Raw genomic sequence first — 21,015 nt, forward strand, 5'->3', positions numbered from 1 at the left:
CCGCTCGCAACCACAAGGAACCTCGGAGAACCCGCCACCGGAACGGTCATCCGGGATACCGGCCTGCCCCACAACCGCGAAAGGCACCCGAAAACCAAGATCGGAAATCACGCGGTGGATCGAGGCTGAATACCCGATCACCCCACAACGGGGACGGCCCGACTCCGAGTTCTTCGCCCTCCTTGCCGAATGCATCGTCAACGACCTCAAGAGTCAGACGGCCCAGTTCAAGACGCTGACGGCCGCGGCACCGGACGACGTATCGCTGCTGCGCGTGTTCGACGTTGTCGCATGGAGTCTCCGCAAGACCGCTTGAGCTGGCCGCCACCTCCTGCCTGACGGAACGGCGCCCGTGCGGGTCCGTGGCTTTTTGTTGACCTGTCGGCAACTGGCCGTTCTGGCATCAGGGTTGTCGGGCGCGGACACAATGCGCATGGACGCTGCTGCCGCAGCTCGGCACGCCGCCTGCACCGCCGTGGCGACCTCCGAGGCCAGGCTCTGAGGCGCATCTGCGCATCACCATCGACCGGGCCATCACCGAAGCGGTGAAGAGCCTGCCGCAGATCACCGAGACTGCCCCGGCCGGTGAGCCTCCCGCCGCGGTGGAGCCCCTGCATGAGCTGGACGCGGAGGAGTGGCGGGCGCATGCCGGCCAGGCCTGGACGAAGGCACTTCCGACGCTGCATCACGGTCCTGCCACCATCAGTGACTTGATCGCCTCGTACTGGCGAGGGCGGCGCGGAGTAGATGGCCGCGCCGTTCGTGCTGCTCCGACGTACCGTCGCCGTGGTGATGGAAAGGGCCGCTTGGTCTCCAGAGAATCGGGTCCAGCTGACCGTTGCGGCCGGGTGGGAGCACGGACACGACGAGCTCCCCGAGGGGTGCGCTCTGCCACGGCGAGCAGCTGGCCCGTGTCTCAATCCAGCAATACCGCCACGCGGATGCGACGGTTCCGGTCAAATGGGTCGCCTCACCCCAGGGGGACCCATGCGCACAACCCACGCCATCGCCGCGACCGCGGCCATTCTTCTCGCCGCCGGCTGCTCCAGCGGCGGCACCCCGACGGTCGGGAGCAACGGGCCCGGCAGCACGTCAACTGCGGCCAGGCCCGCCCCGTCCACCGTCACGGCCACGACCGCGCTCCAGAAGCTCACCACGACTGTCCCGAGCGCCAAGCTCACCGTCACCGTGACCGCCGAGAACGATGGCAACCATCTGCTGGGCAGGCCCGGCCAGTACACGTCCATGGTCAAATTCGCGGACACTCGCATCCCGGCCGCAGACGTCAGCTTCTACAAGAAGGGCGACGTGGAACTCGGCGGCGCCATCGAGGTATTCCCCACCGCAGACGACGCGGCCACCCGCGCCCAGTACATCCAGACGGTCACGAAGAAAATCCCGGCGCTCGCCGAATACGACTACCCGCACGGCACCGTTCTCGTGCGCCTCTCCCGCTTCCTCACCCCTACCCAAGCCGCCGCCTACGACAAGGCAGGCGCCCAGTTCGGATAGCTGTAGACATGATGAAGGCCCCGCCGGGGATGCATTGCCCGGACGGGGCCTCGTGACGCTATCGGTTTCGGTGCGCTCAGGTGGCTGTCGGCGTGCCGGGGATGACGAACCCGCGGACCGGGTTGTGCCTGCTGCTTGCGCCAGGCAGGCGCGGCTGGTCATCGGCGGCGGCTTGTGCCTTCTTCATCGCCGCGACCAGGTTGGCGTACTTCGGGTCTGTCCACGTCATCGGTAGTCCTCCCGTTCCAGTACGTAGGGTACGCGCGGCCTCCGCCTAGGTGCGCGGGTCGGGAGGCGTGGGCATGGGCAGGATCGCGCATTCGGGGGAGTGCTGGCACTCCGCTGCGACGGAGACGAGGCGGTCGGTAGGGCTGCCCCACAGTTCGGCGTCGACCGCGTAACCCGCCTCGCCGATCATGGCTCCGGCCCGGTCGAGGATCTCGGGGTCGTAGAACGTCGGGTCGTAGCCAGGGGTGTGGTGGACGAATACTCCGAACCTGCTGCACAGGTTGGCGTAGAGGCGGGTGTGGAGGATCAGGGCATGCCAGCCTTCGTCTACGACCCGGCTCGGCGCCAGGGGGACGGCGGGGAACTGGGCTGCGGCCACGACGAACTTGATGGCCTCGCCGACGATGCGGTCGGCCATGTCGTCTGCCATGCCGGGGTTGTTGTCCCGGACGGTCTTGGTGACGCCGGCGAATTCGGCCGCGTTGAGGATTCGCGCACGTCGGTCATGCGATTGCCTCCGCGGTTCGGGAGCCGGCCGGGGTTAACAGGGCGCGCATAGGATCGCTCCTTGTGCTGGTGGGTACGGGGTTCGGCCCCGCGCCGTCGTGCACGTGCACCCGTCCCGGCCGGTTCGCTGTCCAGGCCAACGGCCGGGGCGGGGTCTATCGGACGGCCTCACCGGGATGCAGTACCGGTGAGGCATTGGGACCGCCCTCGCAGCCAGGGGGATGCTGCTGCAAAGGCGGAACGGTGAGCCGCCGACGCCGCGGGGGCAAGGCCGGCGGCCCGGTCTCAGAGGGCTATGCGCCGCTCGATGTACCGCGGCTTGCCGTTGGTATTCGGCGGGTGGTCCGCGAACGGCATGATGCGGTAGGCGACCTTGCAGGGACTGCAGGCGTACACGGGGCGTCCGGGGCCGGAGGCGACCTCGACCACGCCGACCATGACGCGGTCGTTCTCGGCGAGTTCAGCCTTGCACCAGGGGCACCATGCGGGCGCGCTCATCGGATGGCCTCCCCGGCGCGGCACCGGGCGCAGCAGCAGATCGGCCACTGGCCCGTGATGGGCACTATGCCGGCGGGCACGGGCCGTGCGGGCTGGAGGGTGGTGCGGCGGCCGTGCTCGTCGACCTTATAGACGCCGATGATCAATCCCGGATGTGCATCAATACTCCGTGATGTCGTCACATGTACACGGTGGCCCTGGCGGTGAGCATCGCGCGGCGGCGTAGCAGGCGTCATTCCGGCGTCATTAAGGGCGACAATCCGACGTCGTTTTCGGGCGCAGACGGCTACCGTGAATCCATGGGTACACCGAACGCCACGCTGCGCGCGATCCGCATGGGAATGCTCCTGTCGCAAGACGACCTGGCCCGCAATATCCGTAACGCCGGCGACCGCGCCGGGGAGCCGAACGACGCCAACAAGCGGCTCGTCCAGCGCTGGGAGTCCGGAGAGACCACGGCACCGCGGCCGGTGTACGCCCGCGCGCTGGAGGCCGTGACAGGGCTGCCGATAGAGTCCCTCGGCTTCACCCTGGCCATGCCGCAGGCCCGTGTTTCCGATGACGGTCACGGCGGTCACGACATGGAGCCGTCGCCGGCCGGGATCGCAGCTGCCAGCGCCTCGCCAGCTCCGCAGACCGGGCCGCGCGGTAACCATTCGGGGGTGTGGCTGTCGCGGTACGAGTACTTCTCCAGCGGCCGGGACGGCTCGTTCAAGGGCCAGCACTACGTAGTGCTGCTCCAGCACGGGAAGCGGCTGACGGCGCGGAGCCTGCCCGGCTCGTCGGACTCGCCGCTGACGATGGACCTGGAGCTGGACGGCAACGTCATCACGGGCACGTGGACGGAGCAGACGGCCCGGGAGGGCTACTACCAGGGCGCCCGGTACCACGGTGCGATTCAGCTTCTCGCCGAGCCGACGGGCCGGCGGATGTCCGGGAAGTGGGTCGGTTTCGGTAAGGAGTTCGACGTTAACACCGGCCCGTGGGAGCTGATTTTCCAGGACGCGTCCACCTCGAAGGCGACCTTGCAGGCGTACAACCGGCGCCCCTGAGAACGAACGAAGCCCCGCCCGGATTGGACCGGGCGGGGCTCTCTCGTGCGGGGCAGCGGGCGCCTCCCTGCCTCCCCGACGGGCCCGTTACCCCTCAACCGGCCTGTAGCGGGCTGGGGAGATGGCCATGACCCCGCTGGACTTGTACGGTGCGGCCCCGACGACGTCGAGGACACGCGTCAGGTCGGATGCCGTCCACTCCCGGTACGCATCCGGGTTGCGCTCGGCAAGCTGCTGGCGGACTTCGTCGGTGCGCATCCGTTGGACGTCGCCGAGGACGGCCGCGATGTCGGCGAGCGGGTCGGCTTCCTCGGCGGGCTCGGCCGCGGCGCGGGTCTTCACTCACGCTCGGCGCGCCTTGATGCGCTCGGCGATCTCGTCGGCCGTGCCCAGCAGCTCGCCGGCGGCCTGCCGTGCGTCGGGCCCGCGCTGGCCGCGCCGCTGGAGGCCCGCGCGCACGCCATCCTGGGACGCCGGGAGGAGACCTCGGGCGCCCTGGACGCGGCGGAGACCGCCCTCAAACCGGCTCGACCCGGGCGACCGCATCGGCAGCGCGTTCGGGTACAGCGAGTCGCAGCTCCGGTTCCACAGCGGCAACGCCTGGACACACCTCTGCGAGACGGGACGGGCGCGGGAGCAGCAGGCGCGGGCGCTGCGCCTGTACCCGATGGGCGGCCACACCGACCGCGCGCTGATCCAGCTCGACCAGGCCGTGTGCCTCGCGGCCGGCGGAGAACCGGCCGCCGCCGCGGCGCATGCGACCGACACCATCGTGAACCTGCCGCCCGAGCACCGCTCCGCCGTGATCATCCATCGGGCGCGGGAGCTCGCGGCTACTGTTCCCGAGGCACGGGAACTGCGGTTACTGCGCGAGGTCTTGGCGCTGCCCCTGGCGAGAGGGACAGTTGACATGGTGGCGATCGAGCGGGCAACGGCGGCCGACGCGGGCGTGATCTCCGAGCCCCGCCGGATCACCAGCCCCGGGCCCGCCACTCCGCGAGATGCGGGCGCTCCGCGCCGAGCGACGTGTCGCCGCCATGGCCGGGGTAGACCCAGGTCTCGTCGGGGAGGGCGTCGAACAGCTTGGTGGTCACGTCGCCCAGGAGCCGGGTGAAGGCCTCCGGATCGTCGTGGGTGTTTCCGACGCCGCCCGGGAAGAGGCAGTCGCCGGTCCACAGGTGCGGGTGGCCGTGCGGGTCGTCGTAGACCAGGGCGATGCTGCCGGGGGTGTGGCCGACCAGGTGGCGGGCGGTCAGCGCGATCCGCCCGACCCGTACGGTGTCGCCGTCCTCCACGAGGACGTCGGTGGGCACCGGGATGCCCTCCGCGTCATAGCGCCCGGCATAGGTGCGGGCACCGGTGGCAGCGGTGACCTCGCGGAGCGCACCCCAGTGGTCGGCGTGCTGGTGGGTGGTGACGACGGAGGCGATGCCGTCGTCACCGATGAGGCCGAGCAGGGTGTGGGGCTCGCTGGCCGCGTCGATCAGCAGCTGCTCGCCGGTGTCGCGGCAGCGCAGCAGGTACGCGTTGTTGTTCATCGGGCCGACCGCGACCTTGGTGACGATGAGGCCGGTGAGCTCATGCACGTCCGGCGCGCCGCCGACCTTCACTTCTCCGTTATAGGGCATGCCGCCAGGTTAGTGGCGTCAGATGAGCGGCGGGAGGACGGGCAGTGGGTGGTCGGGGTTGGTGGCCAGACCCTCGCCCTTGGCGCGGCCGCTGACCCAGGCGAGCAGGGCGTTGCCGGTGCCGCTGACGGTGAGCTCCGGTGCGTTGGCGGCGCCGAGATCCCACGTGGACCCGCTGCCGGTGTCGTGCAGCCGGACGGCGGCGACGCCCTCGTGGCCGGAGAGGCTGTCGAGGAGGGCGTCGAGCTGCCGCCCGGTGAAGTCGGCCGGCAGATCGTCGAAGCCGATGCCGATACCGAGGTCCACATGGTGGAAGTTGATCTCGACGAGCCGCCGCCACGGGATCTCCGCCGCGGCGATGACCTTGCCGGAACGCATCCGCACCTGGCTCGCCCAGGCGCGTGAGGGCGTCACCTGCACGGCCATCGCGAAGCGGTCCGCGGAGATCCGCAGATCGTCCAGGTGCTCGGACAGCGGGCGGTTCGCGCCGTCCTCGATGTCCTTGTCGCGGATCTCGGTACTGGCGTACTGCGGGATCTCCTCGCCGGTGCGCGCCCAGGTGAGGAGGTTGACCAGGGAGTCTGCGTTGCGGGCGAGGTGGGTGAGGACGTGGCCGCGGGTCCAGCCGGGGAGCAGCGAGGGCTCGGCGACCGCGGAGGCGGTGAGCGCCGCGACCGCCTCGATCAGCCGTTCGGTGGCCGTGTGCACGGCGGCGGCATCGAGGGCGGGGTCGGGTCGTTGGACGGACACGGGGCCTCCTTGATCGACGGTGTGATGACGACGCTAGCGCGGTCACTCGGTCGGGTGAACATGGCAGGTGCACCCCGTAAATCGAATGCGCGTGCTATAGGCTCGGTGTGCCGCAACAGGAAGAAATGTTGACGGCGCCCCGTTTAGGCTGACTGGGGGGTGCCGACTCTCTCCTTTTCCAGACCTTCCTTATCTATGAAAGGTGCGCACTGGCGTGGCCGATCGACTCACAGTCCGTGGCGCTCGCGAGCACAACCTCAAAAACGTCTCGCTCGATCTTCCCCGTGACTCGCTCATCGTGTTCACGGGGCTCTCCGGGTCGGGCAAGTCCTCCCTCGCGTTCGACACGATCTTCGCCGAGGGGCAGCGCCGGTACGTCGAGTCGCTCTCCTCCTACGCCCGGCAGTTCCTGGGCCAGATGGACAAGCCCGACGTCGACTTCATCGAGGGCCTGTCGCCGGCCGTCTCGATCGACCAGAAGTCCACCTCGCGCAATCCGCGCTCGACCGTCGGCACCATCACCGAGGTCTACGACTACCTCCGGCTGCTCTTCGCCCGGATCGGCAAGCCGCACTGCCCCGAGTGCCGCCGGCCGATCTCCCGCCAGTCGCCGCAGGCGATCGTCGACCGGGTGCTGGAGCTGGAGGAGGGCAGCCGCTTCCAGGTGCTGTCCCCGCTGGTGCGCGAGCGCAAGGGCGAGTTCGTCGACCTCTTCTCGGATCTGCAGACCAAGGGCTACAGCCGGGCCAGGGTGGACGGCACCACCATCCAGCTGACCGAGCCGCCGGTGCTCAAGAAGCAGGAGAAGCACACCATCGAGGTGGTCATCGACCGCCTCACCGTCAAGGGCAGCGCCAAGCGGCGGCTGACCGACTCCGTGGAGACCGCCCTCGGGCTGTCCGGCGGCATGGTGATCCTGGACTTCATCGACCTGCCCGAGGACGACCCGCAGCGCGAGCGGATGTTCTCCGAGCACCTCTACTGCCCTTATGACGACCTGTCCTTCGAGGAGCTGGAGCCGCGCTCCTTCTCCTTCAACTCGCCCTTCGGCGCGTGCCCGCAATGCACCGGCATCGGCACCCGGATGGAGGTCGACCCCGAGCTGATCGTCCCGGACGAGGACAAGTCGCTCGAGGAGGGCGCGGTCGGGCCCTGGTCGGGCGGGATGTCCAAGGGGTACTTCGAGCGGCTGGTGGAGGCGCTCTCCGAGGAACTCGGCTTCCGCACCGACATCCCCTGGGCAGGACTGCCGCAGCGCGCGAAGAAGGCGCTGCTGTACGGGCACAAGACCCAGATCAAGGTGTCCTACAAGAACCGGTACGGCCGCGAGCGCGCCTACACGACCAACTTCGAGGGCGCGATCCCCTTCGTCAAGCGACGGCACCAGGAGTCCGAGACCGACTCCAGCCGGGAGCGCTTCGAGGGCTATATGCGCGAGGTGCCGTGCCCGACCTGCCAGGGCACCCGGCTCAAGCCGATCGTGCTCGCGGTCACCGTCCAGGACCGGTCCATCGCCGAGGTCTCGGCGATGTCGATCAGCGACTGCGCCGAGTTCCTGGGCGCGATGAAGCTGGACGCCCGGGACAGGACGATCGCCGAACGGGTCCTGAAGGAGGTCAACGAGCGGCTGAAGTTCCTGGTCGACGTCGGCCTGGACTACCTCTCGCTCAACCGCGCCGCGGGCACCCTGTCCGGCGGCGAGGCCCAGCGCATCCGGCTCGCCACCCAGATCGGCTCCGGCCTGGTCGGGGTGCTGTACGTGCTGGACGAGCCGTCGATCGGCCTCCACCAGCGGGACAACCACCGGCTCATCGAGACCCTGGTGCGGCTGCGGGACCTGGGCAACACCCTGATCGTCGTGGAGCACGACGAGGACACCATCAAGGTCGCCGACTGGATCGTCGACATCGGTCCCGGCGCCGGCGAACACGGCGGCAAGGTCGTGCACTCCGGTTCGCTCAAGGATCTGCTGGTCAACGAGGAATCGCTGACCGGGCAGTATCTGTCGGGCAAGCGCTCGATCCCGATGCCGGAACAGCGCAGGCCCGTGGACCGCGACCGGCAGCTCACCGTGCACGGCGCCCGCGAGCACAATCTGCAGGACATCGACGTGTCCTTCCCGCTCGGGGTGCTCACCGCCATCACCGGCGTCTCCGGCTCCGGCAAGTCCACCCTGGTCAACGACATCCTCTACACCCACCTGGCACGGGAGCTGAACGGGGCGCGCAGCGTCCCGGGCCGCCACACCCGGGTGGAGGGCGACGACCTCGTGGACAAGGTCGTGCATGTCGACCAGTCGCCGATCGGCCGCACCCCGCGCTCCAACCCGGCCACGTACACCGGTGTCTTCGACCATGTCCGCAGGCTCTTCGCGGAGACGATGGAGGCGAAGGTGCGCGGCTATCTGCCGGGCCGGTTCTCCTTCAACGTCAAGGGCGGCCGCTGCGAGAACTGCTCGGGCGACGGCACCATCAAGATCGAGATGAACTTCCTGCCGGACGTCTACGTCCCGTGCGAGGTCTGCCACGGCGCCCGCTACAACCGCGAGACGCTGGAGGTGCACTTCAAGGGCAAGTCCATCTCCGAGGTGCTGGACATGCCGATCGAAGAGGCGCTGGACTTCTTCGAGGCCGTCCCGACGATCTCCCGCCATCTGCGTACCCTCAACGAGGTCGGGCTGGGCTATGTCCGGCTCGGGCAGTCGGCGCCCACCCTGTCCGGCGGTGAGGCGCAGCGCGTGAAGCTCGCCAGCGAACTGCAGAAGCGCTCCACCGGCCGGACGGTCTACGTCCTTGACGAACCGACCACCGGTCTGCACTTCGAGGACATCAGCAAGCTCATCAGGGTGCTGTCCGGCCTGGTCGACAAGGGCAACACGGTGATCGTCATCGAGCACAACCTCGATGTCGTCAAGACCGCCGACTGGGTCATCGACATGGGTCCCGAGGGCGGCAACGGCGGCGGTCTGGTGGTGGCCGAGGGCACCCCCGAGGAGATCGCGGCGGTGACGGCCAGCCACACCGGCAAGTTCCTGCGCGACATCCTCGGCGACCGGGTGAGCGACGCCCCGGTGGCGCCGAGGAAGAAGGCGGCGAAGAAGAGCACCGCGAAGAAGGCCGTCGCGGCGACCGCGGTCTCCTCATCCGGCTCCGCCTCCGCATCCGCCTCCGTATCCGCCTCCGTATCCGCCAAGAAGGCGGCAGCGCCGAGGAAGAAGGCGGCGGCGAGCAAGGCGTGACGGATGGGCACAGGCTCGGGCCGTAGGGTACTGGTCGCAAGATCAGTCCCTACGGCCCGTAGCCTGGAGCACCGCCATGACGGAACCGCACGCCACCTGCCGCCGCACCGTACTGCGGGGCGCGACCCTCGCCGGAGCCGTCGGCCTGGGTCTCACGGCCTGCGGTGGATCCGGCAAGGACACTGCCGCTGCCGCGTCTCCGGCCGACCTCGGCGCGGCCACCGATGTCCCGGTCGGCGGTTCCAAGCTGTACCGGGACGACAAGGTCGTGGTCTCGCAGCCCACCCAAGGCGTCTTCAAGGCCTTCAGCGCCGTGTGCACCCACGCCGGCTGCGTGGTGGACAAGGTCGAGAACGGCGTCATCTCCTGCCCCTGCCACGGCAGCCGATTCAACGCGACGACCGGCGCTGTCGAGCAGGGACCGGCGTCCGCGCCGCTGCCCGCCGTCGAGGTGCGCGTCGAGGGCGGCAAGCTCGTCACCGGCTCCAAGGCCTGACGCGAGACCCAAGGCCTGACGCGAGCCCCTGGGCCTGACGCGGGGCTCGCGTCAGGACCAGTCCCAGGCGATCCCCAGCAGGCCCGGCCGCACCGTCTCCTGGACGAAGTGGACGGTGCCGCGCCCGTTGAGCACCAGCTCGGCGACGGCCTGCCGCGGCGCGCTGGACGAAGGCTGGACGAAGCGCCGGCAGCGCACCGGCAGGGCGCCGGGAGCGAAGCCGGCCTGCAGCACATACTGCCCACCGCCGAAGGGGAATCCGCGCACGTACTCGCCGCTGGGCGGCCCGCTTCCGTCCTCGAAGCCGTAGCCGAGCAGCGCCGTGTCGCCGGACCGCAGCCGCCCGTCGAAGAGCAGCTCGGCGACCACGACGCCGGACTCCTCGTGCCGCCGGATGCGCCCGACCCGGCAGTTGTCGGCCGCCCGCACCCGGACCCGGGTGACATCGCAGCCGGGATCACCGTGGTGGATGGCCACATAGCGGTCCACACCGTCGCGGTGTGCGCGGACCACATGCTGCGAATCGTGCGCCACGAGCTCCCGCGCCTCCCCGATGCGCACCCGCTCGTAGTGCATGACCGTGTGGAGTCCGCCGTCCGCCGGGGAACCGATGTCGGCGAGCAGCGTCTCCAGGGCGGCGGCCGGTTCCATCAGCGACTGGTACGAGCGGGCCGCGGGCCGGCCCGGCGCCGTGCGCGGCACGAGCAGCCGGGTCAGCGAGTGCGCCGGCAGCTCCAGGACCTCCTCCAACACCCGGACGGCGCGCAGTGATTCGGCCCGCTCCGGTCTGCGGACGCCGCTCTGCCAGTAGCTGAGACTGGTCACGGACACCTGCACGCCGCGCTGCGCGAGACGGTGCCGCACACGTTGCAGGGCCAGGCCGCGGGCGGCGACGGCCGCCCGCAGCGCGCTGTGGAAGGGACCGGTGCGCAGCGCCTCGGCCAATACGGTCCTCTGGGACATCACGCTCCTCCCGCCGCGCAGCGTGTGAACGTTCAACCGCGCAGCTGCCGGGTACGCCCCACGGCACATTGCTGACCTGCTGATCCGCGCCCGGCGTTCACACCAGTACCGCCGGCGTTCACATCCGGCTCGCCCGCCATAGTGAAGCCGTTGACCTGTTCCCGACAACACCCGATGCTCTGACCAGCGTCCGGACGCGCTCCTCCACCCCCCACTTCCCGACAGGGAGGAACGCCATGCTCCATTCCCTCCGCATGCGCTTCCGAGGCCGCGGGCGCCTCGCGGCCGCCGCACTCGCCCTCGCCGCGCTGCTCGGCCTCGGCATCGCCGGCACCCCCGCGGCCGGCGCAGCAACCGGCGCGAAGCAGCTGAACATCACCATGCAGGCGCAGCAGAACACCAACTGGTGCTGGGCCGCCGGCGGCAACACCATCGCCACCTGGTTCGGCCGCGGCTACTCGCAGAACCAGTTCTGCAACGCTGCCTTCAACAGGCCGCAGGGCTCCACCTGCGGCAACTGGCAGGCATCCCTGGACAACGTCCAGACCGCCCTGGACTGGGCGGGCATCAACCCCGGCAGCTACGTGAGCGGCTATCTGCGCTACAGCACCGTGCAGACCGAGATCAGCGGCAACCGGCCGGTCGAGACCCGTATCGAGTGGAGCTCCGGCGGCGGTCACATGCATGTGCTCTACGGCTACGACACCGCCGCCAACCAGGTCTACTGGGGAGATCCCTGGCCGTCCAACTACCGCTACAACTGGGCGGACTACTCGTACTACGTCAGCAACAGCTCGTTCTCCTGGACCCACTCGCTCTACCGGATCGGAGCGTGAGGGACCGATGAAGACGAGGAAGATCGCGGCAGGCGCCGCCGCCGTCCTGGCATCCGGCGTCCTCACCCTGGCCGCAGTCCCGACGGCGCACGCGGACGACGCCCCCACCGCCGCCCGCGACGCCGCGGCAGCCCCCACCACACTCGACACGCTCTCCCGCTTTTTCGCACGTGACGGCGTCACCGCCATGAAGTCCGCCGCACCGCACATCGAAGGCGCGACCGTCACCGTCAACACCCTCAATCCCGGCTTCGTCGCGGGCGACCGGGGCGCGGCCGTCGCCCTGCCGGACTTCGCCGCCACGAAGGCGGTTTCCGCCGACGGGCGGACCGCATCCGTGTGGACGGTGCGCAGTGGCGCGACCTGGAAGGTGGTGAACATCGCCACCGGCAGCGACGAGACCGACTACGTCGCCCAGGGCGGCGCGCAGCCCGGCTCCACCGTCTTCCGCGAGCCGCAGATCGACGCCTGGTACGTGCTGCGTGCCGGCCGGGTCCTGCCGCTCGACCCGGACGCGGTCAAGGCCGTCGGCCGCGGCGGCACCACGCTGGCCGGCTACCAGCAGCTCGTCCACCGCCGCTACGGCGACAAGCTGCCCGGCTCGGCGTACGACAGGGCGGGCATGGGCGGTGGCTACGACACACAGGCCGGCGCCCAGCCCGGCGCCCAGCCCGACACCCGGGCCGGCGCCCAGGCACCCGCCGTCGCCGGGGGCGCCCCCGCGGCGCAGGAACCCCGGAACGCTGCGGCCGGCGAGCACACCGGAAGCGGTGCCTCGATCGGCGCGGTCGGCGCCGGCCTCGCGCTGATCACGGCCCTGGCCTTCGCCGTACGCCGCCGCACCACGCGGCGTAGCTGAACCGTCATTCCCGGTCCCCGCGCGTGACCCGCGCCGGGACCGGGAATGTCACCGCCCGCCAGTAGGGTGGAGGCATGGCAGACCCCTCCAGTTACAGACCGAAGCCGGGTCAGATCCCCGACTCGCCGGGGGTCTACAAATTCCGGGACGAGCACGGCCGCGTGATCTACGTCGGCAAGGCCAAGAGCCTGCGACCGCGGCTGTCCTCGTACTTCCAGGACATCGCCAATCTGCACCAGCGCACCCGCACCATGGTGACCACCGCCGCGTCCGTCGAGTGGACCGTGGTCGGCACCGAGGTCGAGGCGCTGCAGCTGGAGTACTCCTGGATCAAGGAGTACGACCCGCGGTTCAACGTCAAGTACCGCGACGACAAGAGCTATCCCTCGCTGGCCGTCACCATGGGCGAGGAGTTCCCCCGGGTCCAGGTGATGCGCGGGCCGAAGAAGAAGGGCGTGCGCTACTTCGGGCCGTACGCCCACGCCTGGGCGATCCGCGAGACCGTCGACCTGATGCTGCGCGTCTTCCCCGTGCGGACCTGCTCCGCCGGGGTGTTCAAGCGTTCCGCGCAGATCGGCCGCCCCTGTCTGCTGGGCTACATCGGCAAGTGCGCGGCTCCCTGCGTCGGCCGGGTCACCCCCGAGGAGCACCGCCAACTGGCCGAGGAGTTCTGCGACTTCATGGCCGGGCGCACCGGCACCTATCTGCGCCGCCTGGAACAGCAGATGCGGGACGCCGCCTCCGAGATGGAGTACGAGAAGGCCGCCAGGCTGCGGGACGACATAGAGGCGCTCAAGCGCGCCCTGGAGAAGAACGCGATCGTCTTCAACGACGCCACCGACGCCGACCTGATCGCGGTGGCCGAGGACGAGCTGGAGGCCGCCGTCCAGATCTTCCACGTCCGCGGGGGCCGGGTGCGGGGACAGCGCGGCTGGGTCACCGACAAGGTCGAGGCCGTCGACACCGCGGGACTCGTCGAGCACGCCCTGCAGCAGCTCTACGGCGACGAGAAGGGCGAGGGCGTCCCCAAGGAGGTGCTGGTCCCGGCGCTGCCGCAGACCTCAGAGGCGCTCACCCAGTGGCTCAGCGTGCGCCGCGGCTCGCAGGTCAGCCTGCGGATCCCGCAGCGCGGCGACAAGAAGGACCTGATGGTCACGGTGCAGCGCAACGCGCAGCAGGCGCTCGCGCTGCACAAGACCAAGCGCGCCTCCGATCTGACCACGCGCGCCCGGGCCCTGGAGGAGATCGCCGAGGCCCTGGAGCTGGACACCGCTCCGCTGCGGATCGAGTGCTTCGACATCTCGCACCTCCAGGGTGACGACGTGGTGGCGTCGATGGTGGTGTTCGAGGACGGTCTGGCCCGCAAGAGCGAGTACCGGCGCTTCCAGATCAAGTCCTTCGAGGGTCAGGACGATGTCCGGTCCATGCACGAGGTGGTCTCCCGCCGCTTCCGCCGCTATCTGCAGGAGAAGCAGAAGACCGGCGAATGGATCGACCAGGAGGCCGGCGGCGAGGTCACGGAGGCGGTGGGCGGGCCCATCGATCCGGAGACCGGCCGGCCGCGCAAGTTCGCGTACCCGCCGCAGCTGGTCGTCGTCGACGGCGGGCAGCCGCAGGTGGCGGCCGCCCAGCGGGCCCTCACGGAGCTCGGCATAGAGGACGTCGCCGTCTGCGGTCTCGCCAAGCGACTGGAGGAGGTCTGGCTGCCGGACAACGACGATCCGGTGATCCTGCCCCGCACGAGCGAGGGCCTGTATCTGTTGCAGCGGGTCCGGGACGAGGCGCACCGCTTCGCGATCTCCTACCAGCGCAACAAGCGCTCGAAGTCGATGAAGGCGGGCGCCCTGGACGCGGTGCCGGGCCTCGGCGAGACCCGCCGCCAGGCGCTGCTCAAGCATTTCGGATCGCTCAAGCGGCTGCGGGCCGCCACCGTGGAGCAGATCTGCGAGGTGCCGGGCATCGGCCGCCGCACGGCCGAGACGGTCGCCGTGGCCCTGGCCGGAGCCGCGCCCGCCACTCCTGCCGTGAACACCGCGACAGGAGAGATCATTGAGGATGAGTAGACGGCCGCACCCGGGGGCCGGCTCAGTGGAACGGGGGAGACAGCGATGAATGAGAACGACGGAGACGGAGCACAAGTGACGACCGGTGGAGCGGGCGAGGCCGCTGAGGCCATCCCCGAGCTGGTGATCATCTCCGGCATGTCCGGGGCCGGCCGCAGCACCGCGGCCAAGTGTCTGGAGGACCTCGGCTGGTTCGTCGTGGACAACCTGCCGCCCGCCCTGATCCCCACCATGGTGGACCTGGGCGCGCGCTCGCAGGGCAACGTGGCGCGGATCGCGGTCGTCGTGGATGTCCGGGGCCGTCGCTTCTTCGACAATCTGCGGGAATCCCTGGCGGACCTCGACGCCAAGGGCGTCAAGCGCCGCGTGGTGTTCCTGGAGGCGTCCGACGACCTCCTGGTCCGCCGCTTCGAGTCCGTACGCCGACCGCACCCGCTCCAGGGCGACGGACGCATCGTGGACGGCATCGCCAAGGAGCGGGACCTGCTGCGCGAGCTGCGCGGCGAGGCCGACCTCGTGATCGACACCTCCAGTCTCAACGTGCACGAGCTGCGATCGAAGATGGACGCCCAGTTCGCGGCTGACGGGGAGCCCGAGCTGCGGGCCACGGTGATGTCATTCGGCTTCAAGTACGGGCTGCCCGTCGACGCCGACCTGGTCGTCGACTGCCGGTTCATCCCGAACCCGCACTGGGTGCCGGAGCTGCGCCCGTTCACCGGACTGAACGACGAGGTCGCCCAGTACGTCTTCAACCAGCCCGGCGCCAAGGAGTTCCTCGACGGGTACGCCGAGCTGCTGCACATCATCGCCGCCGGCTACCGCCGTGAGGGCAAGCGGTATGTGACCATCGCCGTCGGCTGCACGGGCGGAAAGCACCGCAGTGTGGCCATGTCCGAGCGGCTCGCCCGCCGGCTGTCCGCGGACGGAGTGGAGACCGTCATCGTCCACCGGGACATGGGGCGCGAGTGATCCGGACGGCACGGCGCCTGCGTCGCACGAGCCGACGCTCCGGAGTACCACCGAAAGTGGTCGCCCTGGGCGGCGGCCACGGGCTGTCCGCCTCACTGAGCGCCCTGCGCCGGATCACCGGCGACCTGACCGCCGTCGTCACCGTCGCGGACGACGGCGGCTCCAGCGGCCGGCTGCGCGAGGAGATGGGCGTCCTGCCGCCCGGCGATCTGCGCAAGGCGCTGGCGGCGCTGTGCGGGGACGACGAGTGGGGACGGACCTGGGCCAAGGTGATCCAGCACCGCTTCGTCAGCGGGGGAGACCTGCACGGACACGCCGTAGGCAATCTGCTGATTGTCGCCCTCTGGGAGCAGCTCAACGACGAGGTCGCGGCCCTCGAATGGGTCGGGAGGCTGCTGGGCGCCCACGGCCGGGTGCTGCCCATGTCCGCGGTGCCGCTGGACCTCCATGCGAGCGTCCGCGGGCACGACCCGGCGAAGCCCGCCGAGATCACCACCGTACGGGGTCAGGCCACGGTCGCCCTCACCCCCGGTGACGTGCAGGAAGTCTGGTTGCTGCCCGCCGATCCACCGGCCGTTCCGGAGGCCGTTCAGGCGGTCCTGGACGCCGACTGGGTGGTCCTCGGACCGGGGTCCTGGTTCTCGTCGGTGATACCGCATCTGCTGGTCCCCGAACTGGCCGACGCACTGATGAACACCCGTGCCCGCAGGGTCCTCACACTGAACCTCGCACCCCAGCCGGGAGAGACCGACGGCTTTTCTCCGCAGCGTCACTTGGAGGTTTTGGCCCGACACGCCCCTAAACTCACCATCGACGTGGTGCTGGCCGACGAGGCCGCCGTGCCCGACCGGGAGAGCCTGGCAAAGGCTGCCGAACGGTTGTGCGGAACGGTCGAGCTGGCCCGGATCGCGGCCCCTGACGGGCCGCGGCACGATCCGGAGCTGTTGGCCACCGCGTATGACCGGATTTTTCGTATGCGTGGAAGGATCGGCCCATGGCGATGACGGCAGCGGTGAAGGATGAGATTTCCCGGCTCCCCGTCACCCGGACCTGCTGCCGGAAGGCGGAGGTCTCGTCGATCCTGCGGTTCGCGGGCGGTCTCCACCTGGTGAGCGGTCGCATCGTGATCGAGGCGGAGCTGGACACCGGGATCGCGGCCCGGAGGCTGCGCAAGGACATCCTGGAGATCTTCGGCCACTCCTCCGACCTGGTGGTGATGGCCCCTGGCGGGCTGCGCCGCGGCAGCCGGTATGTGGTCCGGGTCGTCGCGGGCGGCGACCAGCTGGCGCGGCAGACCGGCCTGGTGGACGGCCGCGGCCGCCCCATCCGGGGTCTGCCCCCGCAGGTCGTCTCCGGCGCCACCTGCGATGCCGAGGCGGCCTGGCGCGGCGCCTTCCTGGCACACGGCTCCCTCACCGAGCCCGGCCGCTCCTCGTCGCTGGAGGTCACCTGCCCCGGCCCCGAGGCGGCCCTGGCCCTGGTCGGCGCGGCCCGCAGGCTGCAGATCCCGGCCAAGGCCCGCGAGGTGCGCAATGTCGACCGGGTGGTCGTACGGGACGGGGACGCGATCGGCGCGCTGCTGACCCGGCTGGGCGCCCATGACTCCGTCCTGGCCTGGGAAGAGCGCCGGATGCGCCGCGAGGTGCGCGCCACCGCGAACCGGCTGGCGAACTTCGACGACGCGAATTTGCGCCGTTCGGCGCGGGCGGCGGTCGCGGCCGGCGCGCGGGTGCAGCGCGCGCTGGAGATCCTCGGCGAGGAGGTGCCGGAGCACCTTGCGGCGGCGGGCCGGCTGCGGATCGAGCACAAGCAGGCGTCGCTGGAGGAACTGGGCTCGCTCGCGGAGCCGCCGCTCACCAAGGACGCGGTGGCGGGCCGGATCCGGCGCCTGCTGGCGATGGCGGACAAGCGGGCCTCGGACATGGGAATGCCGGGCACGGAGGCGAACCTCACCGAAGAGATGGTCGGCTGACGTCCGCGCCGCCGCGTCGTGGGTGGGCCGCGTCTGGGCCGGGGTCGGGCCCGTTCCCTCGGTGGTGTTGTCCCGGCGGTTGGCGCGGTGACCGCGATGGTTGAACGGGTCCGCTGAATTCAGCCCGTCCAGCCGAGTACCTCCCAGCGGTAGCTGGGGGAGTTTGAGGACCGCGCGGCCGGCGGACGTGTAACCCGGAGCCGGTTGCGGCACCGGCGAGTCTCCGCTTGCCGTGAGCGACTGGTGGTAGCAGCCTGTGATCTTGTGACGGATCGAGAGCTTGGCCGCCGGTTGGGGCGGATTCGGCGGGCGCTGGTGGCCGCCCTCGTGACGGTTGTCTCCGCGTTGATGGTGGCGGCGGCACCGGGTGGCGGGCCGGCCGACGATGTGGGTGCCGATGTGGCCGCGTATACGGCGCGGGTGGCAGCCGGGCAGGTGCCGTCGCTCCTGCGGGCCGGTGTGGACGCGGGAGAGGTGGCCGGGCTGCCCGGGGCGGTCGAGCTGGATCTCACCGCGAAGCAGGCCGCGCGGCTGGCCGGGGAGGGCATCGCGCTTACCCCGCGTCCCGCGCCGCGGCGCAGGTCCGCCGCCCTCGGCGGTGGCGTGTTCCGCCCGTACGGCGGATCCGGCGGACTGAAGGCGGAGGTCGTGGCCACGGCGGCCGCGCATCCGGGCCTGGCGCGGACGGAGGTCATCGGCCGCACCGTGCTCGGGCAGGAGATCCTCGCGCTGCGGGTCGGCAAGGCCGGCAACCCCGCCGTGCTGTATCTGGGCGGGCAGCACGCCAGGGAGTGGATCACGCCGGAGACCGTCCGCCGGCTGATGCACCACTACGTGGACGGCTACGGGTCGGACCCCGAGGCCACCCGGATCGTCAACGCCACCGAGCTGTGGTTCGTGATCTGCGCCAATCCCGACGGCTACGACTACAGCTTCACCCCCGGCCACCGCCTGTGGCGCAAGAACATCCAGGGCGTCGACCTCAACCGCAACTTCGGCTACAAGTGGGCCTACGACAACCAGGGTTCCTCGTCCGATCCGGGCGCCGAGACCTACCGCGGGCCCGCCGCGATGTCGGAGCCGGAGACCCGCGCCCTGGACGACCTGGAGCGCCGGATGCACTTCCGGTACGCCGTCAACTACCACTCGGCGGCCCAGCTGCTGCTCTACGGGATCGGCTGGCAGGTCGCCACGCCCAGCCCCGACGACGTACTGGCCCGGGCGCTGGCCGGTACTCCCGGCCACTCGGCGATCCCCGGCTACCGGCCGGTGCTGTCCTCCGCGCTGTACGTCACCAACGGCGACGCCGACGGGCACGCCGCGAACATGCACGGCACCTTGATGCTCAGCCCGGAGATGTCCACCTGCGAGACCGCCACTGCCGCCTCGACGGCCGGTTCCTGGTGGCCGGAGGACTGCGCGAGTGTCTTCGCCTTCCCCGACGACGAGCAGTTGATCCGGCGCGAGTTCGAGAAGAACGTGCCCTTCGCGCTCTCCGTCGCGTCGAGTGCCGCGGACCCGGGCCGGCCGGCGGTCGCCGACTTCACGCCTGACGCCTTCACGGTCTCGTACGACGACGCGGGCGCGCAGCAGGTGGCCGTCACCGCCCGTCGGAGCGTTCCGGACAAACGGGTCAACTGGCGCATCGGCGGTGGCGCCGAGCACTCCGCACCGGTCGAGGCATGGCGCGGCGGCGTGACGTACGGCGGCACGGACCACACGTACTTCGACGAGTACCGGGGCACGGTCGCCGGCGCCCGGCCCGGCGACACGGTGAGCGTGTGGTTCACCGGCGGCGGCGCGGCGAGCACGCCGTTCATGTACGCCGTCGCACCACGGCCGGCGGGCGATGCGCTGGTCCTTCCCGTACCGGGCGGCACACCCCACCCGCTGGGTGTGCTGAGTCACTTCCGGCAGGTGACGTACCCCGCCGACGCGGGGCTGCCGGACCGGCCCACGCTGCTCGCCCTGCGCGACTACGTGAATGAGGGCGGAAGGCTCCTCCTGGACGGGACCATGGTCCAGGACTCCGAACTGTCGGGCGCGGCCGGCGTCGCCGTACTCAACCGCCTTGCCGGTGCGGCCCGGTGATGGAAGTGAACGGTTTGTTGAATTCGGCGGCCGGTCGTCTCAGTATCCGGAGCGGCCTCCTCGGGCCTCCGTGGTGACACTCCGTGACACATACGGTGAACTGGGAAAACGCCCGCTGAGCGGGCGCTCAGAGCCCGTCCGGGCGCTCTCGATGTCACTGGGAACACGTGGGCGAGGTAGGGTCGTGACTGGTCGGGGACATCCCATATTTCGCAGCCGGAGTGGATTCCGGCACATCAGCGAGGAGATCGGTTCGTGACGATCCGGGTAGGCATCAACGGCTTCGGTCGTATTGGTCGCAACTTCTTCCGTGCCGCCCTTGAGCAGGGCGCGGACATCGAGATCGTCGGTGTCAACGACCTGACCGACAACGCGACCCTGGTGCACCTTCTCAAGTACGACAGCATCCTGGGCCGCCTCAAGTACGAGGTCACGCACACCGACGACAGCATCACGGTCGGCAGCCAGACCTTCAAGACGATGGCCGAGCGGGACCCGGCGAACCTGCCGTGGGCCGAGCTCGGCGCCGACATCGTGATCGAGTCCACGGGCTTCTTCACCAAGCGCGAGGACGCCGCCAAGCACCTCGCGGCCGGCGCGAAGAAGGTCCTCATCTCGGCTCCGGCCAAGGACGAGGACGTCACCGTGGTCATGGGCGTCAACCACGAGAAGTACGACGCGGCGAAGCACCACATCATCTCCAACGCCTCGTGCACCACGAACTGTGTGGCGCCGATGGCGAAGGTCCTCCTGGAGAACTTCGGCATCGTCAAGGGCATGATGACCACGGTCCACGCCTACACGAACGACCAGAAGATCCTGGACTTCCCGCACAGCGACCTGCGCCGTGCGCGTGCCGCCGCGATCAACATCATTCCGACCTCGACGGGTGCCGCCAAGGCCACCGCGCTGGTCATCCCCGAGCTCAAGGGCAAGCTGGACGGCACCTCGCTGCGCGTCCCGGTCCCGACCGGCTCGATCACCGACCTCGTGGTCACCGTTGAGCGCGACGTCACCAAGGAAGAGGTCAACGCCGCCTTCCAGAAGGCGGCCGAGGGCCAGCTCAAGGGCATCCTCGAGTACACCGAGGACCTGATCGTCTCCTCGGACATCGTCAACGAGCCGGCCTCGTGCACGTTCGACGCGCAGATGACCATGGTTCAGGGCGACCAGGTCAAGATCTTCGGCTGGTACGACAACGAGTGGGGCTACTCCAACCGACTGGTGGACCTGACCACCTACGTCGGCGGCCAGCTCTGAGTCGCGGTCACGCCACGCAGATGTGAGTGACAGGGCCCGTCCGGCGCGAAGGCGCGTCGGCCGGGCCCTGTCCCTTGTCGACCATGAGGCCAC

Annotated in this window: 21 protein-coding genes; 13 read left to right on the forward strand and 8 right to left on the reverse strand. The window is 70.1% G+C overall.

The window, feature by feature from the left end; all coding sequences use genetic code 11:
- On the forward strand, window positions 1–316 hold a 316-nt coding region (locus tag QMK24_RS28905), incomplete at its 5' end, for a DUF6308 family protein (RefSeq protein ID WP_283469748.1).
- A 671-nt stretch (window positions 317–987) separates the two neighbouring features.
- Window positions 988–1,512, forward strand: coding sequence for a hypothetical protein (locus tag QMK24_RS28910; protein ID WP_283469749.1), 525 nt, complete (start codon window positions 988–990; stop codon window positions 1,510–1,512).
- A gap of 76 nt (window positions 1,513–1,588) precedes the next feature.
- On the opposite strand, the gene QMK24_RS28915 is transcribed toward QMK24_RS28910, so the two are convergent.
- The 3 genes from QMK24_RS28915 to QMK24_RS28925 form a co-directional block, all read right to left on the reverse strand.
- A complete protein-coding gene (locus QMK24_RS28915; RefSeq protein ID WP_283469750.1) occupies window positions 1,589–1,741 on the reverse strand; it encodes a hypothetical protein in 153 nt (50 codons plus the stop codon).
- A 45-nt stretch (window positions 1,742–1,786) separates the two neighbouring features.
- Window positions 1,787–2,230 carry a glycine-rich domain-containing protein gene (locus tag QMK24_RS28920; RefSeq protein ID WP_283469805.1) on the reverse strand — a complete coding sequence of 148 codons (444 nt, stop codon included), beginning with the start codon at window positions 2,228–2,230 and terminating at the stop codon, window positions 1,787–1,789.
- 302 nt (window positions 2,231–2,532) lie between these two features.
- Window positions 2,533–2,745, reverse strand: a complete 213-nt coding sequence (locus QMK24_RS28925; RefSeq protein WP_283469751.1) for a hypothetical protein — start codon at window positions 2,743–2,745, stop codon at window positions 2,533–2,535.
- Window positions 2,746–3,044: 299 nt separating this feature from the next.
- On the opposite strand from QMK24_RS28925, the gene QMK24_RS28930 reads away from it, so the two are divergent.
- Window positions 3,045–3,797, forward strand: a complete 753-nt coding sequence (locus tag QMK24_RS28930) for a helix-turn-helix domain-containing protein (protein ID WP_283469752.1) — start codon at window positions 3,045–3,047, stop codon at window positions 3,795–3,797.
- Window positions 3,798–3,884: 87 nt separating this feature from the next.
- Here QMK24_RS28930 and QMK24_RS28935 read toward each other — a convergent pair whose 3' ends face one another.
- From QMK24_RS28935 to QMK24_RS28950, 4 genes are all read right to left on the reverse strand, one after another.
- A complete protein-coding gene (locus tag QMK24_RS28935) occupies window positions 3,885–4,139 on the reverse strand; it encodes a hypothetical protein (RefSeq protein ID WP_283469753.1) in 255 nt (84 codons plus the stop codon).
- 175 nt (window positions 4,140–4,314) lie between these two features.
- The gene (locus tag QMK24_RS28940; protein WP_283469754.1) at window positions 4,315–4,554 is read right to left on the reverse strand and encodes a hypothetical protein; all 240 of its coding nucleotides are present in this window, start codon (window positions 4,552–4,554) and stop codon (window positions 4,315–4,317) included.
- A gap of 214 nt (window positions 4,555–4,768) precedes the next feature.
- Window positions 4,769–5,425 carry an MBL fold metallo-hydrolase gene (locus QMK24_RS28945; protein WP_283469755.1) on the reverse strand — a complete coding sequence of 219 codons (657 nt, stop codon included), beginning with the start codon at window positions 5,423–5,425 and terminating at the stop codon, window positions 4,769–4,771.
- Window positions 5,426–5,443: 18 nt separating this feature from the next.
- Window positions 5,444–6,175: a maleylpyruvate isomerase family mycothiol-dependent enzyme gene (locus QMK24_RS28950; RefSeq protein ID WP_283469756.1), complete on the reverse strand. Its 732-nt coding sequence runs from the start codon at window positions 6,173–6,175 to the stop codon at window positions 5,444–5,446.
- A gap of 214 nt (window positions 6,176–6,389) precedes the next feature.
- Here QMK24_RS28950 and uvrA point away from each other — a divergent pair, with 214 nt between their 5' ends.
- Together uvrA and QMK24_RS28960 are read left to right on the forward strand one after the other, a co-directional pair.
- Entirely contained in the window at window positions 6,390–9,413 is a 3,024-nt protein-coding gene (uvrA, locus tag QMK24_RS28955; RefSeq protein WP_283469757.1) for an excinuclease ABC subunit UvrA, read from the forward strand.
- Window positions 9,414–9,489: 76 nt separating this feature from the next.
- Entirely contained in the window at window positions 9,490–9,909 is a 420-nt protein-coding gene (locus tag QMK24_RS28960) for a Rieske (2Fe-2S) protein (RefSeq protein ID WP_283469758.1), read from the forward strand.
- A 51-nt stretch (window positions 9,910–9,960) separates the two neighbouring features.
- Here the strand turns inward: QMK24_RS28960 and QMK24_RS28965 are convergent, their stop codons facing one another.
- A complete protein-coding gene (locus QMK24_RS28965) occupies window positions 9,961–10,872 on the reverse strand; it encodes a hypothetical protein (protein WP_283469759.1) in 912 nt (303 codons plus the stop codon).
- A gap of 236 nt (window positions 10,873–11,108) precedes the next feature.
- Here QMK24_RS28965 and QMK24_RS28970 point away from each other — a divergent pair, with 236 nt between their 5' ends.
- From QMK24_RS28970 to gap, 8 genes are all read left to right on the forward strand, one after another.
- The gene (locus QMK24_RS28970) at window positions 11,109–11,708 is read left to right on the forward strand and encodes a papain-like cysteine protease family protein (protein ID WP_283469760.1); all 600 of its coding nucleotides are present in this window, start codon (window positions 11,109–11,111) and stop codon (window positions 11,706–11,708) included.
- Window positions 11,709–11,715: 7 nt separating this feature from the next.
- Window positions 11,716–12,567: a hypothetical protein gene (locus tag QMK24_RS28975; protein ID WP_283469761.1), complete on the forward strand. Its 852-nt coding sequence runs from the start codon at window positions 11,716–11,718 to the stop codon at window positions 12,565–12,567.
- Window positions 12,568–12,641: 74 nt separating this feature from the next.
- The gene (uvrC, locus tag QMK24_RS28980; protein ID WP_283469762.1) at window positions 12,642–14,630 is read left to right on the forward strand and encodes an excinuclease ABC subunit UvrC; all 1,989 of its coding nucleotides are present in this window, start codon (window positions 12,642–12,644) and stop codon (window positions 14,628–14,630) included.
- Window positions 14,631–14,675: 45 nt separating this feature from the next.
- On the forward strand, window positions 14,676–15,599 hold the full coding sequence (gene rapZ, locus QMK24_RS28985) for an RNase adapter RapZ (RefSeq protein ID WP_283469763.1): 924 nt from the start codon (window positions 14,676–14,678) through the stop codon (window positions 15,597–15,599).
- Window positions 15,596–16,603, forward strand: coding sequence for a gluconeogenesis factor YvcK family protein (locus tag QMK24_RS28990; protein ID WP_502962668.1), 1,008 nt, complete (start codon window positions 15,596–15,598; stop codon window positions 16,601–16,603). The genes rapZ and QMK24_RS28990 overlap by 4 nt, the downstream gene beginning before the upstream one ends.
- Window positions 16,594–17,571: a DNA-binding protein WhiA gene (gene whiA, locus QMK24_RS28995; RefSeq protein WP_250975334.1), complete on the forward strand. Its 978-nt coding sequence runs from the start codon at window positions 16,594–16,596 to the stop codon at window positions 17,569–17,571. Before QMK24_RS28990 ends, whiA begins: the two co-directional genes overlap by 10 nt.
- A gap of 327 nt (window positions 17,572–17,898) precedes the next feature.
- Window positions 17,899–19,662 (forward strand): M14 family metallopeptidase, encoded by a 1,764-nt coding sequence (locus tag QMK24_RS29000; RefSeq protein WP_283469764.1) that lies wholly within the window; start codon window positions 17,899–17,901, stop codon window positions 19,660–19,662.
- 255 nt (window positions 19,663–19,917) lie between these two features.
- Window positions 19,918–20,922 carry a type I glyceraldehyde-3-phosphate dehydrogenase gene (gene gap / locus QMK24_RS29005; protein WP_283469765.1) on the forward strand — a complete coding sequence of 335 codons (1,005 nt, stop codon included), beginning with the start codon at window positions 19,918–19,920 and terminating at the stop codon, window positions 20,920–20,922.
- Window positions 20,923–21,015 lie beyond the last annotated feature (93 nt).

The organism is Streptomyces sp. PH10-H1, from assembly GCF_030063355.1.
GTDB lineage: Bacteria > Actinomycetota > Actinomycetes > Streptomycetales > Streptomycetaceae > Actinacidiphila.

Excerpts from the sequence above, each read along its gene's own strand:
- whiA (WP_250975334.1), top strand. The coding sequence starts at position 16,594 with ATGGCGATGACGGCAGCGGTGAAGGATGAGATTTCCCGGCTCCCCGTC.
- QMK24_RS28965 (WP_283469759.1), bottom strand. The coding sequence starts at position 10,872 with ATGTCCCAGAGGACCGTATTGGCCGAGGCGCTGCGCACCGGTCCCTTC.
- QMK24_RS28975 (WP_283469761.1), top strand. The coding sequence starts at position 11,716 with ATGAAGACGAGGAAGATCGCGGCAGGCGCCGCCGCCGTCCTGGCATCC.
- QMK24_RS28945 (WP_283469755.1), bottom strand. The coding sequence starts at position 5,425 with ATGCCCTATAACGGAGAAGTGAAGGTCGGCGGCGCGCCGGACGTGCAT.
- QMK24_RS28960 (WP_283469758.1), top strand. The coding sequence starts at position 9,490 with ATGACGGAACCGCACGCCACCTGCCGCCGCACCGTACTGCGGGGCGCG.
- QMK24_RS28915 (WP_283469750.1), bottom strand. The coding sequence starts at position 1,741 with ATGACGTGGACAGACCCGAAGTACGCCAACCTGGTCGCGGCGATGAAG.
- QMK24_RS28930 (WP_283469752.1), top strand. The coding sequence starts at position 3,045 with ATGGGTACACCGAACGCCACGCTGCGCGCGATCCGCATGGGAATGCTC.
- rapZ (WP_283469763.1), top strand. The coding sequence starts at position 14,676 with ATGAATGAGAACGACGGAGACGGAGCACAAGTGACGACCGGTGGAGCG.
- QMK24_RS28970 (WP_283469760.1), top strand. The coding sequence starts at position 11,109 with ATGCTCCATTCCCTCCGCATGCGCTTCCGAGGCCGCGGGCGCCTCGCG.
- QMK24_RS28940 (WP_283469754.1), bottom strand. The coding sequence starts at position 4,554 with ATGCGCCGCGGCGGCGGCCGGTTCTCCGCCGGCCGCGAGGCACACGGC.
- QMK24_RS28910 (WP_283469749.1), top strand. The coding sequence starts at position 988 with ATGCGCACAACCCACGCCATCGCCGCGACCGCGGCCATTCTTCTCGCC.
- uvrC (WP_283469762.1), top strand. The coding sequence starts at position 12,642 with ATGGCAGACCCCTCCAGTTACAGACCGAAGCCGGGTCAGATCCCCGAC.
- QMK24_RS28925 (WP_283469751.1), bottom strand. The coding sequence starts at position 2,745 with ATGAGCGCGCCCGCATGGTGCCCCTGGTGCAAGGCTGAACTCGCCGAG.